The organism is Streptomyces sp. NPDC026377 (assembly GCF_055567715.1).
Genome location: NZ_JBVHPV010000001.1, coordinates 644,371 through 661,231 on the forward strand (window position 1 = coordinate 644,371; position 16,861 = coordinate 661,231).

Annotated in this window: 14 protein-coding genes; 6 read left to right on the forward strand and 8 right to left on the reverse strand. The window is 71.5% G+C overall.

The genetic code is table 11. The annotated features are described in order from the left end of the window. The first annotated feature begins 84 nt into the window (after positions 1-84). Entirely contained in the window at positions 85-909 is an 825-nt protein-coding gene (locus ACZ4MU_RS02775; RefSeq protein WP_467870010.1) for a maleylpyruvate isomerase family mycothiol-dependent enzyme, read from the forward strand. 56 nt (positions 910-965) lie between these two features. Here the strand turns inward: ACZ4MU_RS02775 and ACZ4MU_RS02780 are convergent, their stop codons facing one another. The 5 genes from ACZ4MU_RS02780 to pdhA form a co-directional block, all read right to left on the reverse strand. Beyond that, positions 966-2,270, reverse strand: a complete 1,305-nt coding sequence (locus ACZ4MU_RS02780; protein WP_467870012.1) for an MFS transporter — start codon at positions 2,268-2,270, stop codon at positions 966-968. Next, entirely contained in the window at positions 2,267-2,950 is a 684-nt protein-coding gene (locus ACZ4MU_RS02785; RefSeq protein ID WP_467870014.1) for a GntR family transcriptional regulator, read from the reverse strand. The genes ACZ4MU_RS02780 and ACZ4MU_RS02785 overlap by 4 nt, the downstream gene beginning before the upstream one ends. Before the next feature lie 225 nt (positions 2,951-3,175). Next, complete coding sequence (locus ACZ4MU_RS02790; RefSeq protein WP_467870016.1) at positions 3,176-4,573, reverse strand: dihydrolipoamide acetyltransferase family protein; 1,398 nt, start codon at positions 4,571-4,573, stop codon at positions 3,176-3,178. A gap of 14 nt (positions 4,574-4,587) precedes the next feature. After that, entirely contained in the window at positions 4,588-5,568 is a 981-nt protein-coding gene (locus ACZ4MU_RS02795) for an alpha-ketoacid dehydrogenase subunit beta (RefSeq protein WP_365113666.1), read from the reverse strand. A 2-nt stretch (positions 5,569-5,570) separates the two neighbouring features. After that, positions 5,571-6,722, reverse strand: coding sequence for a pyruvate dehydrogenase (acetyl-transferring) E1 component subunit alpha (gene pdhA, locus ACZ4MU_RS02800; protein WP_467870020.1), 1,152 nt, complete (start codon positions 6,720-6,722; stop codon positions 5,571-5,573). Between the two features lie 344 nt (positions 6,723-7,066). On the opposite strand from pdhA, the gene ACZ4MU_RS02805 reads away from it, so the two are divergent. Together ACZ4MU_RS02805 and ACZ4MU_RS02810 are read left to right on the forward strand one after the other, a co-directional pair. Continuing rightward, positions 7,067-7,726, forward strand: a complete 660-nt coding sequence (locus ACZ4MU_RS02805) for a response regulator (protein ID WP_467870023.1) — start codon at positions 7,067-7,069, stop codon at positions 7,724-7,726. Between the two features lie 595 nt (positions 7,727-8,321). Then, on the forward strand, positions 8,322-9,389 hold the full coding sequence (locus ACZ4MU_RS02810) for a phosphotransferase (RefSeq protein ID WP_467870025.1): 1,068 nt from the start codon (positions 8,322-8,324) through the stop codon (positions 9,387-9,389). 141 nt (positions 9,390-9,530) lie between these two features. On the opposite strand, the gene ACZ4MU_RS02815 is transcribed toward ACZ4MU_RS02810, so the two are convergent. Continuing rightward, a complete protein-coding gene (locus ACZ4MU_RS02815; protein ID WP_467870028.1) occupies positions 9,531-11,273 on the reverse strand; it encodes a protein kinase domain-containing protein in 1,743 nt (580 codons plus the stop codon). Positions 11,274-11,572: 299 nt separating this feature from the next. Between ACZ4MU_RS02815 and ACZ4MU_RS02820 the strand changes: the two genes are divergently transcribed. The 3 genes from ACZ4MU_RS02820 to ACZ4MU_RS02830 all read left to right on the forward strand — a co-directional run bounded on the left by ACZ4MU_RS02820 (position 11,573) and on the right by ACZ4MU_RS02830 (position 14,410). Next, entirely contained in the window at positions 11,573-13,183 is a 1,611-nt protein-coding gene (locus tag ACZ4MU_RS02820; RefSeq protein WP_467870031.1) for a protein kinase domain-containing protein, read from the forward strand. A 162-nt stretch (positions 13,184-13,345) separates the two neighbouring features. Further along, positions 13,346-13,786, forward strand: a complete 441-nt coding sequence (locus ACZ4MU_RS02825) for a hypothetical protein (RefSeq protein ID WP_467870034.1) — start codon at positions 13,346-13,348, stop codon at positions 13,784-13,786. A 93-nt stretch (positions 13,787-13,879) separates the two neighbouring features. Further along, complete coding sequence (locus tag ACZ4MU_RS02830) at positions 13,880-14,410, forward strand: bacterial proteasome activator family protein (protein WP_358833742.1); 531 nt, start codon at positions 13,880-13,882, stop codon at positions 14,408-14,410. A 266-nt stretch (positions 14,411-14,676) separates the two neighbouring features. Here the strand turns inward: ACZ4MU_RS02830 and ACZ4MU_RS02835 are convergent, their stop codons facing one another. Continuing rightward, a complete protein-coding gene (locus tag ACZ4MU_RS02835; protein WP_467870037.1) occupies positions 14,677-15,654 on the reverse strand; it encodes an NAD(P)H-quinone oxidoreductase in 978 nt (325 codons plus the stop codon). Positions 15,655-15,664: 10 nt separating this feature from the next. After that, positions 15,665-16,744, reverse strand: a complete 1,080-nt coding sequence (locus ACZ4MU_RS02840; protein WP_467870040.1) for a potassium channel family protein — start codon at positions 16,742-16,744, stop codon at positions 15,665-15,667. Between the last annotated feature and the right edge of the window lie 117 nt (positions 16,745-16,861).

A 16,861-nucleotide genomic window follows, 5' to 3' on the forward strand; every position in this document is an offset into this window, starting at 1 on the left:
AGCACTGCCGGGGTGCCTTTCGGCAGCGTAACTTAACTGCCACAGCGCCCAGCCCGCGTACGTACAGAACCGCCGAGGGGTCCCGTGACCGTCCATCCCAGCCTCCAGACCTACGCCGATGCCTGGACCCATTCCATCGAGGCGATATCCGAGCTGGTGATGCCGCTCGTCGAGGGGGAGTGGAACCGCGCCACGCCATGTCCGGCGTGGTCGGTGCGCGACATCGTGTCGCACATCATCGGGATGGAGTGCGAACAGCTCGGCGACCCGCGTCCGATCCACACCCTGCCGCGCGATCTCTACCATGTGCAGAGCGAGTTCGCGCGCTACATGGAGATGCAGGTCGATGTGCGCCGGCACCACACCGCGCCGGAGATGACCTCGGAGCTGGAGTACACGGTCATCCGCCGGGCGCGCCAGCTGCGCAACGAGACCCGCGACCCGGAGACCATGGTCCGCGCTCCGCTCGGCGCCGAGCAGACCCTGGAACTGGCGCTGCGGATGCGGGCGTTCGACGTGTGGGTGCACGAGCAGGACCTGCGGTGGGCGCTGGGCAAGCCGGGCAACCTCGATTCGCCGGGCGCGTACGTCGCCCGCGACATCCTGCTGCACACCCTGCCCAAGGTCGTCGCCAAGGACGCGGGCGCCCCGGCGAACTCGGCCGTCGTCCTCGACATCCACGGGCCGGTGGAGTTCCTGCGTACGGTACGGGTCGACGCCGAGGGCCACGGCACGATCGACGGCGCGCCCTCGCTGGGCCCGCTGGTGACGATCGCGATGGACTGGGAGACGTTCGTACGGCTCGCCTGCGGCCGGGTGCGTCCGCACGCGGTGGCGGACCGGGTGAAGACCGAGGGCGACCAGGAGCTGGCGGCGGCGATCCTGCGGAACTTCGCGGTCACGCCGTAGGCACTTGGGCCGCCCGTCCGCCCCCCGGCCGCCCGCGCTCGTCGGCGCTGGGCGCGTCACGCCGGTACGTGGACCGCCTCCACCCGGCTCGCGACCAGCCGCTCCCGTTCGCGGTGCGCCGCCCGGCCGCGCAGCCGCAGGATCTGGGCGACGCCCAGCGCCTGGAGGACGAAGACCGAGGCGAACGCGATCCGGTAGTTCTCGCCGGTGGCGTCGAGCAGCACGCCGATCGCCAGCAGCGTCGTCATCGAAGCCGTGAAGCCGCCCATGTTGACGATGCCGGAGGCCGTGCCCTGGCGCTCGGGCGGGTTGGCCGGACGGGCGAAGTCGAACCCGATCATCGAGGCCGGTCCGCAGGCGCCCAGCACCACGCACAGGACGATCAGCAGCCACATCGGTGTGTGCGGCGCGGGGTAGGCGACGGCGGCGGCCCACAGGGCGGCGGTCGCCCCGACCGTGCCGAGGGCGAGCGGCGCGCGGGCGGCGTGGTGGCGGGCGATGACCTGCCCGTACACCAGGCCCACCACCATGTTGGAGAGCACCACCAGGGTCAGCAGTTCGCCCGCCGTCCCGCGCGAGTGCCCCTGCGCCTCGACCAGGTACGGCATCCCCCACAGCAGCAGGAACACCATGGCGGGGAACTGCGTGGTGAAGTGCACCCACATGCCCAGGCGCGTCCCCGGCTCGCGCCAGGACTCGGCGATCTGGCGGCGTACGTAGGCGGCCCCGGCGTGGGTCGCGGGCGGGGGTTCGTGGCCCTCGGGGTGGTCGCGCAGGAAGAGCAGCAGCAGGACCAGGACGGCGACGCCCGCGAGGGCGCTGCCCGCGAAGGTGGCGGTCCAGCCGATCCCGTGCAGCGCGCGGGAGATGACGATGGTGGAGACGAGGTTGCCCGCCATCCCGAAGAGCGCGGCGACCTGGGCGATCAGCGGTCCGCGCCGGACGGGGAACCAGCGTGAGCCGAGCCGCAGGACGCTGATGAACGTCATCGCGTCGCCGCAGCCGAGCAGGGCGCGGGAGGCGAGGGCGGTGCCGTAGGAGGGCGAGAGGGCGAAGCCGAGCTGCCCGGCGGTGAAGAGCACGACGCCCAGGGTGAGCACCTTCTTGGTGCCGAGGCGGTCGACCATGAGGCCGACGGGTATCTGCATCCCCGCGTACACCAGGAGCTGGAGGATGGAGAAGGTGGAGAGCGCGGAGGCGTTGACGCCGAAGCGGTCGGCGGCGTCGAGTCCGGCGACGCCGAGGCTGGTGCGGAAGATGACGGCGACGAAGTAGACGCTGACGCCGATGCCCCACACGAGGGCCGCGCGGCGTCCGCCGAGGGGCGCGCGCACAGGCCCAGCACAGGAGGCGGAACTCATCGTTCCTCCCCCCGGACCAGGACCTTGACCCAGCTCAGGTGCTGGCGCACACAGTGCGCGGCGCGCTCGGCGTCCCCGGCCCTGATGGCGTCCAGCATCTCCTGGTGCTCGGTGATGTTCTTGGCGATCCGGTCGGGCTGGGCGTGCATCACGGCGACGCCCATCCGCAGCTGGCGGTCGCGCATCTGGTCGTAGAGGCGGGAGAGGATCTCGTTTCCGGCGTTGCGGACAATCTCGGCGTGGAAGCAGCGGTCGGTGACGGCGACGGCGGCGAGGTCGCCGGCTGCCGCGTTCTCCTTCTGCTCCGCCAGCAGCTCCTCCAGGCGGGCGATCAGGCGCGCGGACGCGGGCACCGCCCTGTGGACGGCGAACTCCTCGACCAGCAGCCGCGTCTCGACCACGTCGGCGGTCTCCTGCGCGGAGACGGCGAGGACGAGAGCGCCCTTCTTGGGGTAGAGCCGGATGAGCCCTTCCACTTCGAGCTTGAGCAGCGCCTCGCGCACGGGTGTGCGCGACACCCCGACGGCCTCGGCCAGCTCGCCCTCGGTGAGGAGGGTGCCGCCCTCGTAGCGCCGGTCCAGGACGGCCTGCTTGACGTGCATGTACACGCGGTCGGCTGCGGGAGGCCGCTTGACGGGGGCCGGTACGGGCGGGGCGGCGGAGGCGGGAGCGGACGGCATGCGCACAGGATAGATACAACAGATGTACGGGAGAAAGGGGCGTCCGGATGGCGGAACACCCCCTCCTGGTTCCCCTCGTCCCCGCCCGGGACCGTGACGCACGCGGCACGGCTGCGACACCGCCGCACGAACCGCCCGCCGCGCGACCGCGCCCTCGGCCCGCCGCACGCCCGTGCCCCCGGGCGCCGAGGCGGCCGGGGGCACGGGGATGCGTTCAGGACAGGGTTACGCCCAGGTGATCAGCCGCTTGGGCTGCTCCAGGATCGCCGCCACATCGGCCAGCACCTTGGAGCCCAGCTCGCCGTCGACCAGGCGGTGGTCGAACGACAGCGCCAGGGTGGTGACCTGACGGGGCTTCACCTTGCCCTTGTGGACCCACGGCTGGAGCTTGATCGCGCCGACCGCCAGGATCGCCGACTCGCCGGGGTTGAGGATCGGCGTGCCGGTGTCGACGCCGAAGACGCCGACGTTGGTGATGGTGACCGTGCCGCCCTGCATCGCGGCGGGCGAGGTCTTGCCCTCACGGGCCGTCGCGACCAGGTCGCCCAGCGCCGCCGCCAGTTGCGGCAGCGTCTTGTCGTGGGCGTCCTTGATGTTCGGGACGATCAGGCCGCGCGGGGTGGCGGCCGCGATGCCCAGGTTCACGTAGTGCTTGAGGACGATCTCCTGGGCCGCCTCGTCCCACGACGCGTTGACGTCGGGGTTGCGCTTGATGGCGACGAGCAGCGCCTTGGCGATGATCAGGAGCGGGTTGACCCGCAGGCCCGCCATCTCCTTGTCGCCCTTGAGCTCCTCGACCAGCTTCATCGTGCGCGTCACGTCGACCGTCACGAACTCGGTGACGTGCGGCGCGGTGAACGCCGAGCCGATCATCGCCTGCGCGGTCGCCTTGCGCACGCCCTTGATGGGGATACGGGTCTCACGCGCGCCCGGGGACACAACCGCCGCGACGGGCGCGGGAGTTGTTTCACGTGAAACACCGGCGGGCGCGGCCTGCGCGGCCTGCTCGACGGCCGGGGCGGCCGCCGCGTGGACGTCCTCGCGGGTGATGACCCCGTCCGGGCCGGTGGGGACCACGCTCGCCAGGTCGATGCCCAGGTCCTTGGCCAGCTTGCGGACCGGGGGCTTGGCCAGCGGCCGGGCGACGGGCGCGGAGCCGTGGCCGTTGAGCTCGCCCTGCACCGCGGCCGTGGCCTGCCCGGGCACCGGGGCGCCCTTGCGCGGACGGCGCTTGGTCGAGGACTCGGCGACGCCGTATCCGACGAGGACGGGCTGGCGGCCCTTGGGCTTCTCGGGCTCGGCGGGCGCCTCGGCGACCGGGGTCTGGGCGGGAGCGGCCGCCTCGGGGGCCGGCTCGCCGGAGCCGGGAGCCACGTCCACCGAGATGATCACCTCGCCGACGTCCACGGTGGTCCCCTCGGGGAAGCGCAGCTCGTGCACCACCCCGTCGAACGGGATCGGCAGCTCGACGGCCGCCTTCGCCGTCTCCACCTCGCACACGACCTGGCCGTCGGTGACGGTGTCACCGGGCTGGACGTACCACTTGAGGATCTCCGCCTCGGTGAGCCCCTCGCCGACGTCCGGCATCTTGAACTCGCGGAAGCGGGCAGAAGTTTCAGTCATGGTCACGGGACTCCTCAGTACGCCAGCGAGCGGTCGACGGCGTCGAGCACCCGGTCCAGACCCGGCAGGTACTCCTCCTCCAGGCGCGCCGGCGGGTACGGGGCGTGGTAGCCGCCGACCCGGAGCACCGGTGCCTCCAGGTGGTAGAAGCTGCGCTCGGTGATCCGCGCGGCGATCTCCGCGCCCGCGCCGTAGAACACCGGCGCCTCGTGGACCACGACCAGGCGGCCGGTCTTCTCCACCGACGCCTGCACCGCGTCGAAGTCGATCGGGGACATCGAACGCAGGTCCAGGACCTCGATCGACTTGCCCTCCTCGGCGGCGGCCGCGGCGGCCTCCACGCAGACCTTCACCATCGGACCGTACGCCACGAGGGTGAGGTCCGAGCCCTCCACGACCGTACGGGCCTTGTGCAGCGGGCCCGGGATGGCCTCGGTGTCGACCTCGCTCTTGTCCCAGTAGCGGCGCTTGGGCTCGAAGTAGATGACCGGGTCGTCGGACTGGATGGCCTGCTGCATCATCCAGTACGCGTCGGCGGCGTTGGAGGGCGAGACCACCTTGAGGCCCGGCACGTGCGCGAAGAGCGCCTCCGGGGACTCGCTGTGGTGCTCGACCGCGCCGATGCCGCCGCCGTAGGGGATGCGCACGACGACCGGCAGCTTGATCTTGCCGAGCGCGCGGGCGTGCATCTTGGCGAGCTGGGTGACGATCTGGTCGTACGCCGGGAAGACGAAGCCGTCGAACTGGATCTCCACGACCGGGCGGTAGCCGCGCAGGGCCAGGCCGATCGCGGTGCCGACGATGCCGGACTCGGCGAGCGGGGTGTCGATGACCCGGCCCTCGCCGAAGTCCTTCTGGAGCCCGTCGGTGACCCGGAAGACACCGCCGAGCTTGCCGACGTCCTCACCCATGATGAGGACCTTGGGATCGGTCTCCATCGCCTTGCGCAGCGACTCGTTGATCGCCTTCGCGATGGGAAGCTTCTGTACGGTCATGGCTACTTGCCCTCCCCGTCGGCGAAGGACGCCTGGTAGGCCGCGAACTGGGCCCGCTCCTCGTCGACGAGCGCGTGCCCGTCGGCGTAGATGTTCTCGAAGATGGCCATCCGGTCCGGGTCGGGCATCGCGCGGACCGCCTCGCGGACCCGCTTGCCGAGCGTCTCGGACTCCTCCTCCAGCGAGGCGAAGAACGCCTCGTCGGCGTGGCCCTCGTTCTCCAGGTACGTCCGCAGACGCAGGATCGGGTCCTTGGCCTCCCAGGCTTCGCGCTCCTCGTCGGCCCGGTACTTGGTCGGGTCGTCGGAGGTGGTGTGCGCGCCCATCCGGTACGTGAACGCCTCGACCAGCGTCGGGCCCTCGCCGCGCCGGGCCCGCTCCAGGGCGGACCGGGTGACCGCCAGGCACGCCAGCACGTCGTTGCCGTCGACGCGGACGCCGGGGAAGCCGTAGCCCTGGGCGCGCTGGTAGAGCGGCACCCGGGTCTGCTTCTCGGTCGGCTCCGAGATCGCCCACTGGTTGTTCTGGCAGAAGAACACGACCGGGGCGTTGTAGACGGCGGAGAAGGTGAACGACTCCGCGACGTCGCCCTGGCTGGAGGCCCCGTCGCCGAAGTACGCGATCACGGCCGAGTCCGCGCCGTCCTTGGCCACGCCCATGGCGTAACCGGTCGCGTGCAGCGTCTGCGAGCCGATGACGATCGTGTACAGATGGAAATTGTTGCTGTTGGGATCCCAGCCGCCGTGGTTGACGCCACGGAACATGCCGAGCAGGTTGGTGGGGTCGACCCCCCGGCACCACGCGACGCCGTGCTCCCGGTAGGTGGGGAAGACGTAGTCGTCGTCGCGCAGGGCGCGGCCGGAGCCGATCTGGGCGGCCTCCTGGCCGAGCAGCGAGGCCCACAGGCCCAGCTCGCCCTGGCGCTGCAGGGCGGTGGCCTCGGCGTCGAAGCGCCGGGTCAGCACCATGTCGCGGTAGAGCCCGCGCAGCTCTTGCGGGGTCAGGTCGACGTCGTAGTCAGGGTGCTCGACCCGCTGGCCCTCGGGCGTCAGCAGCTGTACGAGCTGGGGGTCGGCGACAGCCTTCCCGGCGCTGCTACCGGTGCGCTTGCTGCTGCGTCGCGGTTTGCGCGCGGCAGTGCTCTCCACGGTCACGTGCGTGCTCCTCCGTCTGTCCGGCCCCCGGGTTCGCCGGTGTGGCCAGTTGCGGCTCCTCGCCTGCTTCCGGTCGCGGTGCACGGGGGTGGGTGCGCCTCACCGGGAATCAGGCGTGACAGGTGCCCCGGCGAGCGCCCTGTCATAGGCACGTTACCCAGTGCTGCGCATTCCTGCGAAACCCCATTTGACCTGCGATTTTGCTTGGATTTCCAAGTAAATCGAGAAAGCGGGGAACAACCACTGGTCACAGCACTGATGACAGCCTTGCAGGCCGCCGGAACAACGGCACGTTATCCCGGTGACCTACGACACGGGAAGAGCGAATGTGTGAGACTGATTCCGTGCGCGAACCAGGCAAAATCACCGTATTCCTGCTCGACGACCACGAAGTGGTCCGCCGCGGCGTCCACGAAATGCTCTCCGTCGAGGACGACATCGAGGTGGTCGGCGAGGCCGGCACGGCGGCGGATGCCCTGGTCAGGATCCCGGCGACCCGTCCGGACGTCGCCGTCCTCGACGTCCGGCTCCCCGACGGCAGCGGTGTGGAGGTCTGCCGCGAGATCCGTTCGCAGGACGAGTCCATCAAATGCCTGATGCTGACCTCCTTCGCGGACGACGAGGCCCTGTTCGACGCGATCATGGCGGGTGCGTCCGGATATGTCCTGAAGGCGATCCGGGGCAGTGAGCTGCTCTCGGCGGTACGGGACGTGGCGGCGGGCAAGTCCCTGCTCGACCCGGTCGCCACCGCCCGTGTCCTGGAGCGGCTGCGCGACGGCGGCGCCAACAGGGGCGACGCCCGCCTGGCGAGCCTCACGGAGCAGGAACGCAAGATCCTCGACCTGATCGGCGAGGGCCTCACGAACCGGGTGATCGGCGAGCGTCTGCACCTGGCGGAGAAAACGATCAAGAACTACGTCTCCTCGCTCCTGTCCAAACTGGGAATGGAACGCCGAAGCCAGGCAGCGGCCTACGTAGCCCGCCTCCAGGCAGAACGCCACTAACCAGCAACCCCGTGAAGGGCAGGGGGCACCCCCGGCCAGACCGTCCCGAGCACCCCGCAACCCGCGAGGGGGGCGCGGGGAACCCCGTGGATGGCAGACCGACCCGGAGCACACGCAACCCCGCGAAGGGGCGCGGGCAACCCCCTGGATAGCTGACCGACCCGGAGCACACGCAACCCCGCGAAGGGGCGCGGGGAGCCCCGGGGGGGCTGACCAATCCCGAGCACGCGCAACCCCGCGAAGGGGCGCGGGCAACCCCCTGGAGGGCTGACCAACCCCGAGCACGCGCAACCCCCTGAGGGGCGCGGGGAACTGCGCGACAAGCCCCCCACCGTCCCGCACCCGCGATACAGCCCCTCGGGCTGACCACGCCCCGAGCCGTCCCGCAACCCGCCAGGGGCGCGGGGAACTCCTGGAGGGCTGACCAACCCCAAGCACACGCAACCCCCTGAGGGGCGCGGGGAACTGCGCGCGCAACCACCACCCGCCCGCAGACGCCCCCCGGGCCAAAACGGTTACCACCCCCACGCACCCCCCGTCCCCCGATTCCCCAGAGCCACACCCTCACCACCCCCCGTGATCTAACATCTGGCGCGTGCCGCGCTCATATGCAACACCGCCCGTGAGGAACCTGCTACGTCGATACAGCTCCCTCGGCGAACCCCTCACCTGCGAACCCGTCGCCCAGGGCCTCCTCAACCGCGGCTACCGCCTCGCCACCACCCGCGGCGAGTTCTTCCTCAAGCACCACCTCGACGGCGACCGCGAAGCCATCGTCCGCCAGCACGACGCCACCCGCCGCCTCCAAGCACTGGGCGTCCCCGTCGCGCCACCCGTCCCGGACGCCGACGGCGACACTGTCACCGTCCTGGGCGGCCACTGCTACGCCCTGCACCCCTGGGTCCACGGCCGCCACCGCGACGGCGCCCAGCTCGGCGCCATCGGCTCGGGCCGCCTCGGCGCACTGCTCGGACTCGTCCACATCTGCCTGGAGCAGGTCATGGAGGGACGGGTCGGGGAGGGACGGGTCACGCAGGGACGCGCCTCCACCCACCACAGCCCCGGCCCCGGCCCCGAGCCGACCACCACCACGCACCCCAGCGCCGACCCCACCGACACCTTCGCCCTCATCGACGACCTGCTCACCCGCGCCCGCCGGCGCCGCCCCCGCGACTCCTTCGACGAACTCGCCGAGCACCGGCTGCGCGAGCGCCGCCGCCTCATCGAGCAGCACGCCCACCGCCGCCCGCCCCCGCAGCAGACCGGGGCCTGGGTGCACGGCGACTTCCACCCGCTGAACCTGCTCTACCGCGGCAAGGAGCCCGCCGCGATCGTCGACTGGGACCGCCTGGGCGTGCAGCCCCGCGCGGAGGAGGCGGTACGGGCCGCGGTCATCTTCTTCGTACGCCCGGCGGGGGAGCTGGAGCTGGAGAAGGTGCGCGCGTACTCCCGCGCGTACCGGCAGGCGACCGGTGCGGACCCGGCGGAGCTCGCCGCCGCCGTCCACCGCGTGTGGTGGGAGCGGCTCAACGACTTCTGGATCCTGCGCTGGCGCTATCTGCTGCACGACCGAAGGGCCGACCCGCAGTTCCCCGCGGCGTCGGCCCTGGCGGTCTGGTGGACCCGCGAGTACGAGGCGGTGTGCGAGGCGTTCTCGGGCTAGCCCCGGCCGGTGAGCCGACCCGGCGGGCCCGAGGCCGACCCCGCGGGGGGCCGGAGCCGACCCGGCCCCGGCCTCCCGCCCGCGAGGCGGTGGGCGCCACAGCCGACGGTGGCCCAGGGACCGCCCCCGGGACCGCTCCCGTCAGGTCTTCGGGGAGGGCCCACCCGTCGTCGCACCGGTCGTGGTGCCCTTGGTGTCGCCGTTCCCGCCGTCGGTCGTCCCGGCGGTCGTGCCCGCGCTGGTCCCGGTGGTGGTGCCGGTCGTCGTGCCCTGGCTCGTCCCCGAGGTGGTGCCCGTCGTCGTCCCCTGGTCGGCGCCCGAGGTCGTCCCGGAGGTCGTCCCCTGGTCGGTGCCGGAGGTCGTCCCCTGGTCCGTGCCGGACGTCGTGCCCTGGTCCGTGCCCGAGGTCGTGCCCTGGCTCGTCCCGGACGTGCTGCCCTGGTCGGTGCCGGGCGAGGGCGAGCGCTTCTTGGTGTGCCTGGGCGACGGCGTGTACGGCGGCGGGTAGTTGCCGCCGGTCGTCGACGTCTGCTCCTGGCCCCGGCTGGCCTCGTCGTCGGGCGACGGCGACGTCTTCGACTCGTCGGACGGCGACGGGGAGTGCGAGACCGTCGGCTTCTTCGGCGTCTGGTCGCCGTCCTTCTTGTCCCCGGCCTTCATCGCGAACGCCACGCCCGCCGCGATCGCGATGATCGCGAGCACCACGAACAGGATGACCTTGCCCCGGCCGCCGCCCGGGCGCGTCCCGTTGCCGTTGTAGCCGCCGCTGTTGTAACCGCCGGAGCCGTAACCCCCGTCGTAGCCGCCGTCGTCCGGGTTCATCGGCGGCAGGATCGGGCCGCGGAACTGCGAGGTCTCCCCGTTCCCGGGGTGGCCCATGGCGCCGGTCTGCGCGGTCATGCCCATGGCCGCGGTACGTCCGGCGTCGTGCATGATCTCGACCGGACCGGTGTTCCAGGTGCCGGTGTGGCCGCCCTGCGCCTGGAGCATCTGCAGTCCGTACTGGACCAGGCCGCGCATCTCCTCGGCGGACTGGAAACGGTCGTCCGGGTCCTTGGCGAGAGAACGCATGACGAGGCCGTCGAGTTCCGGCGGCGCCACGGAAGCCACCTGCGACGGCGGCACCGGGGTGTCCTGCACATGCTGGTACACCACCGACAACGGTGTCTCACCGGTGAAGGGCGGGCGCAGCGCGAGCAGTTCGTACAGCAGGCAGCCCGTCGCGTACAGGTCGGAGCGGTGGTCGACGGCCTTGCCGAGCGCCTGCTCCGGCGACAGGTACTGCGGCGTGCCCATGACCATGCCGGTCTGCGTCATCGTCGACTGCGCGCCGTGCAGGGCGCGCGCGATGCCGAAGTCCATCACCTTCACGGCGCCGGTGTGCGTGATGATCACGTTCGCGGGCTTGATGTCGCGGTGCACGATGCCGTGCTGGTGCGAGTACGCCAGCGCCTCCAGGACACCGGAGACGATGATCAGCGCCTGCTCCGGCGGCGGCGCCTCCGCCTGCACCAGCAGGTCGCGGATGGTGCGGCCCTCGACCAGCTCCATCACGATGTAGGGGACGGTCCGGCCGCCCACCACGTCCTCGCCCGAGTCGTACACCGCCACCACCGCGTGGTGGTTGAGCCCGGCCACCGACTGCGCCTCGCGCGTGAAGCGGGCCTTGGAGACGGGGTCCTCGGCGAGGTCGGCGCGGAGCAGCTTCACCGCGACCGTACGGCCCAGACGCACGTCCTCCGCCGCGAAGACCTCCGCCATGCCGCCACGGCCGAGCCGGTGCGTCAGCCGGTAGCGGCCGTCACCGACGAGTCCGCCGACCCACGACTCGTGGTCCTGCGCATCGGGCATCCCGGCGCCGCTTCCCTCGGGTTCGGGTGCCATCAGTCCTCGCCGTCGTGTCTGGCCGCGTCAGCGGTGGTTCCTTAGGGTCTTACGGTTGTGCAGTAGTGCACGCTACAGCGTTCGTACAGGACGCCGGTTCGGGATGGACCGGCCATCCAATCGGTTCCGCGTGTACCCATGCAAATTCCATGCGATTCCTGTAACGCTTACGAGACGCTTCTTGCGCGTACGGTCACGGAACGGGCACCCGGCTTGACGTGTCGTACCCCTCGGGCAGACTTGGCTCGAAAATTCGCAGGATCATCGCTGGCCACCGCGGCCAAGGGGGATGCACAGTCATGAGCCAGGACGGCGCACAGGGCCGCTATGCGGGCGGCTCCATCGCGGGCGGGCGCTACCAGCTGCGCGACCTCCTCGGCGAAGGCGGCATGGCCTCGGTCTACCTGGCGTACGACGCCGCGCTGGACCGCCAGGTCGCGATCAAGACCCTGCACACCGAGCTCGGCCGGGAGGCGTCGTTCCGCGAGCGCTTCCGCCGCGAGGCGCAGGCCGTCGCCAAGCTCCAGCACACCAACATCGTCTCCGTCTTCGACACCGGTGAGGACGAGCTGGGCGGCGCGACGATGCCGTACATCGTCATGGAGTACGTGGAGGGCCAGCCGCTCGGCTCGGTGCTGCACGCCGACATCCAGCAGTACGGCGCGATGCCCGCCGACAAGGCGCTGAAGATGACCGCCGACGTGCTCGCCGCCCTTGAGGTCAGCCACGAGATGGGCCTGGTCCACCGCGACATCAAGCCCGGCAACGTGATGGTGACCAAGCGCGGCGTGGTCAAGGTCATGGACTTCGGCATCGCGCGCGCCATGCAGTCCGGTGTCACCTCGATGACGCAGACCGGCATGGTCGTCGGCACCCCGCAGTACCTCTCGCCGGAGCAGGCCCTGGGCCGGGGCGTGGACGCCCGTTCCGACCTGTACTCGGTCGGCATCATGCTCTTCCAGCTGATCACCGGCCGGATCCCGTTCGACGCCGACTCCCCGCTGGCGATCGCGTACGCACACGTCCAGGAGGAGCCGGTCGCGCCCTCCTCGGTCAACCGGTCCATCCCGCCGGCCGTGGACGCGCTGGTGGCCCGCGCGCTGAAGAAGAACCCGAACGAGCGCTTCCCGAGCGCCGCCGCGATGCGCGACGAGATCGCCCGGATCACCGCCAGCGGCCAGACGGGAGCCGCCCCGGTGATCACCGGCGGCGGCCCGGTCTCCAGCGGCCAGGGCGTCGGCTCCACGGTCTTCCCGCCGCTGGACGCCTCCGCCGCACAGCACGGCTACCCGGGCAGCGTGCAGACGCCGTACCAGCCGAGCCCGTACGGCCCACCGACGCCGGCCCCCACGCCGCAGCCCTCGTACGGCTACCCGCAGCAGGGCCCGATGCCGGCGCAGCACACCCCGCCGCCGTACACGATCTCCCCCGCCCCGGCGCCCGGCGGCTCCTCCTCGAACTCCTCGAACTCCTCGAAGAGGAACACCCCGGTGATCGTGGGTGCGATCGCGGTGGCGCTGCTCGCGGTCGGCGGCCTGATCACGGCGCTGGCGCTGAACAAGGACGGCGACTCGGAGGGCGGCGGCGACAAGCCCACGGGCGCGGCCGTCGCCGGTCACAAGGGTCCCGAGCGCAGCCGCACGCTGGACACCACCAAGTGCACCAGCCCGCAGAAGTCCGCCCTCGACCCCTCGAAGGTCCAGGCGCCGGACTTCACCTACAAGGACATCCTCTCGGTGAAGCTGTGCATCCAGGCGGCGGGCTGGAAGGTCGACACCACCACCGTGGACAACGGCCAGTGGGGCCAGGACACGGTGGTGACGCAGTTCCCGGCCTCGGGCACCGACGTCGACCCCAAGTCGGCCCAGTTCACACTGACACTCTCCTCGGGCAACCCGCCGCAGCAGTAGGAGGCGTACGGGGGGGCAGCCACCTGGCGGGGGCCGTCCCCGTACGGACGGGCTCACCCGCCCGACGCAGGCCCCGTATCCGTATCCGTATCCGTACGGGAGGGTGCACCCGCCTGACGCACCCGGGGTGCCGGCCCCGCCGCCCCATGTGACGCTGACCGCATGGCTTCAGGGCTCCGGACGCGGCTCCGGGCGGTGCTCGGGCCGCTGGGCGCGGGTGCGGCGCTGGCGGGCCTGCTGCTCGTGACCCCTCCCGCACCCGCGTACGCGGCGCAGGACCCGACGCCCCCGTCCGCCGCCCTCGACCAGCGGTTCGCGGGCAACCTGGCGGGGGAGGGCCGGGCCCGACCGGGCCGCCCGCCCGGGACGCTCCCCTACGTACCGGACGAGTCGGCGCAGCCGATCGCCGACGCGTTCTCCTCGCTGACGCCGATGCCGTCACCGCCGCTGCCGAGCGCGCAGCCCGCGATCGCCCGCAGGGGCCAGTCATCGGGGCTGTCCAGCACGTCGGACCTACGGGTCCACGTGCTGTCGATGGGGGCGGGCCTGACGCTGACGGGTCTGGGCCTGGCGTTCCTGGCCCTGCGCCTGCGCCGTATGTGACGCGGCTCCCACTCCGCCGCTCTTCAGGGGGTGGATCACCGCTCCCCGGGGGCACAACGTGATGTGAGGCACGTGTGCGAGAGAATGGACGGCATGGAGATGCCGAGGAACGAACAGTCGCCGGACAGCCCCCACATCCTGGTCGTCGGACAGGACGGCATGGCCATCGGCGGCGGTGACGACGAGTCGCGCGAGGTCCCGGTGACGGAGATGGTCGAACAGCCCGCCAAGGTCATGCGGATCGGCAGCATGATCAAGCAGCTTCTGGAAGAAGTGCGCGCGGCACCTCTGGACGAGGCGAGCCGTGTACGCCTGAAGGACATCCACGCCTCCTCGGTCAAGGAGCTGGAGGACGGCCTGGCCCCCGAACTGGTCGAGGAGCTGGAACGCCTGTCGCTCCCGTTCACGGACGAGGCGATCCCCTCCGAATCGGAACTGCGTATCGCGCAGGCCCAGTTGGTGGGCTGGCTGGAGGGCCTCTTCCACGGTATCCAGACGGCCCTGTTCGCCCAGCAGATGGCAGCCCGAGCCCAACTGGAACAAATGCGCCGAGCTCTCCCTCCCGGCACCTCCCACGACGACGAGGAGGGCCCGGGCGTACGGACGGGGGGCCCGTACTTGTAGGGCTGCCCGTACTTGCCGGGCTGCCCTTGCAGGGCTGACGGGAGCGGGGCCGGAGGAACGGGGCACGACCCCGCCCGGGGCGCAGCCAACGGGAAACCCCATTCCCCACCCACCCCGAACCCATCCAGGGCGCGGGGCGGCGCAACCGCAAACGGGGCGCCGGGGCGCAGCCCCCGCCCAGGGGCCCGGGGACGGAGTCCCCGGGAAAACCACCTTTCCGCAACCACTCCACCCCCGGAGGGTTCAGGGAAGGGGCGGGGATGGGGTCAAACCACCAACAACACCTTCCCCACATGCCCCCCCGCCTCCAACACCCGGTGCCCCTCCCCCGCCTCCCGCATCCCCACAACCCGATCCACAACCGCCCGCACCCGCCCCGCCCCCACCAGCGGCCACACATGCTCCCGAACCGCCGCCACGATGGCCGCCTTCTCCCCCGCCGGCCGCCCCCGCAGCGTCGTCGCCGTCACCGCCGCCCGCTTCGCCATCAGCGCCCCGAGGTTGAGCTCGCCCTTCACCCCGCCCTGCATCCCGATGACGGCCAGCCGCCCGTTGACGGCCAACGCCCGTACGTTCCGCTCCAGATACTTCGCCCCCATGATGTCGAGGATGACGTCCGCCCCCGCCCCGTCCGTCGCCTTGCGGACCTCCTCCACGAAGTCCTGCTCGCGGTAGTCGATGAGGATGTCCGCCCCCAGCTCCGCGCACCGCGCGAGCTTCTCGGGGCCGCCCGCGGTGACGGCGACCCGCGCCCCCACCGCCTTGGCCAGCTGGATCGCCATCGTGCCGATCCCGCTCGCACCGCCGTGCACCAACAGCGTCTCTCCGGGCCGCAGATGAGCCACCATGAACACGTTGGACCACACCGTCGCGACGGCCTCCGGCAGCGACGCCGCCACCGTCAGCTCCACCCCTTCGGGCACCGGCAGCAACTGCCCCGCCGGCACCGCCACCTTCTCCGCGTACCCGCCACCGCTCAGCAGCGCGCACACCTCGTCGCCCACGGACCACCCCGACACCCCGGGCCCGAGCGCGACGATCCGCCCGGAGCACTCCAGCCCCGGATACGGAGAGGCCCCCGGCGGCGGCTCGTAATGCCCCTGCCGCTGCAGCACATCCGCACGGTTGACGGCCGCCGCCGCCACCTCGACGAGGACCTCGCCCTCACCCGCCACGGCATCGGGCACCTCCGCCCACACCAGCGCCTCGGGTCCACCCGGCTCAGGAATCGTGATCGCATACATGCGACCGACGCTACTCCGCCGCGCCCTCCGAGGCCGTCCCGCCCGCCCGTACGATCGTGATCAGCCGGTCCGTCAGCTGGAGCGGCCCGGCCCGCACGTCGTCGTATGCCAGCAGCCGGTGCCCGCGCAGCACACTGACCGTGAGGTCCTCCGTCTCCCGGACCCCCCGCCCCACCTCGCTCTTCCTCACCGGCCGCTCGACGATGTCCAGCCCGCTGCCCTGCTGGATCAGGTCCTCCATCACGATGCCCGCGCTCGGGCTGAGCACGGAGAGCCCGAGCAGCCGCCCCGCCGCGCTGGCGCTCGTGATCACCCCGTCCGCCCCGGACTGCCGCAGCAACGGCGCGTTCTCCTCCTCCCGTACCGCCGCGACGATTTTCGCCCCCCGGTTGAGCTGGCGTGCCGTCAGCGTCACCAGCACCGCCGTGTCGTCGCGCTGGGTGGCGATCACGATCTGCCGGGCCTTGGGCACCTCGGCGCGCAGCAGTACATCACTGCGCGTCGCGTCCCCGATGACCCCGACGAACCCCTCGGCGTTGGCCGTCTCGATCACCTTCGCGCTCGGGTCGACGACCACGACCTGTTCCTTCTTCAGCCCGGTCGCGCAGAGCGTCTGGATCGCCGAACGGCCCTTCGTCCCGAAGCCGACGACGACGGTGTGGTCTCGCAAGTTCGCCTTCCAGCGGTTGAGCCGCCACTCCTCCCGGGTCCGCTCCGTGAGGACCTCGAGAGTCGTACCGACCAGGATGATCAGAAAGAGCACGCGCAGCGGCGTGATCAGCAGGATGTTGGTGAGCCTGGCACTGTCGCTGTACGGGACGATGTCGCCGTACCCCGTCGTGGAGAGCGTGACGGTGGCGTAGTACGAGGCGTCCAGCAGATCCAGCTTGCCGTCGGCGTTGTCGTGGTAGCCGGCACGGTCGATCCAGACGATGAACGTGGTCAGCACCAGCACGCCGAGCGCCATCAGGAGCCGCTTGCCAACCTGCCGCAGCGGCCGGTCCACCACCCGGCGCGGCAGCTTCACCCGCCGGGTGACCAGATTCTCGCCCGCCTGCCGGGCCATCACGTCCTGTCCGGGCAGTTTCACGTGAAACACCGCTTGGGGAAAAGCGAGTTGAGGCGTCCCGGCGATGTTTCACGTGAAACACCCGCCCGCCACAAGCGACTTGAGACGTCACCCCGTGAACGGCCTGGCCGCCACCAC

Coding starts and splice junctions, on each gene's coding strand:
- ACZ4MU_RS02820 (WP_467870031.1), top strand. CDS start 11,573: ATGAGCCAGGACGGCGCACAGGGCCGCTATGCGGGCGGCTCCATCGCG.
- ACZ4MU_RS02830 (WP_358833742.1), top strand. CDS start 13,880: ATGGAGATGCCGAGGAACGAACAGTCGCCGGACAGCCCCCACATCCTG.
- ACZ4MU_RS02790 (WP_467870016.1), bottom strand. CDS start 4,573: ATGACTGAAACTTCTGCCCGCTTCCGCGAGTTCAAGATGCCGGACGTC.
- ACZ4MU_RS02795 (WP_365113666.1), bottom strand. CDS start 5,568: ATGACCGTACAGAAGCTTCCCATCGCGAAGGCGATCAACGAGTCGCTG.
- ACZ4MU_RS02785 (WP_467870014.1), bottom strand. CDS start 2,950: ATGCCGTCCGCTCCCGCCTCCGCCGCCCCGCCCGTACCGGCCCCCGTC.
- ACZ4MU_RS02815 (WP_467870028.1), bottom strand. CDS start 11,273: ATGGCACCCGAACCCGAGGGAAGCGGCGCCGGGATGCCCGATGCGCAG.
- ACZ4MU_RS02780 (WP_467870012.1), bottom strand. CDS start 2,270: ATGAGTTCCGCCTCCTGTGCTGGGCCTGTGCGCGCGCCCCTCGGCGGA.
- ACZ4MU_RS02825 (WP_467870034.1), top strand. CDS start 13,346: ATGGCTTCAGGGCTCCGGACGCGGCTCCGGGCGGTGCTCGGGCCGCTG.
- ACZ4MU_RS02835 (WP_467870037.1), bottom strand. CDS start 15,654: ATGTATGCGATCACGATTCCTGAGCCGGGTGGACCCGAGGCGCTGGTG.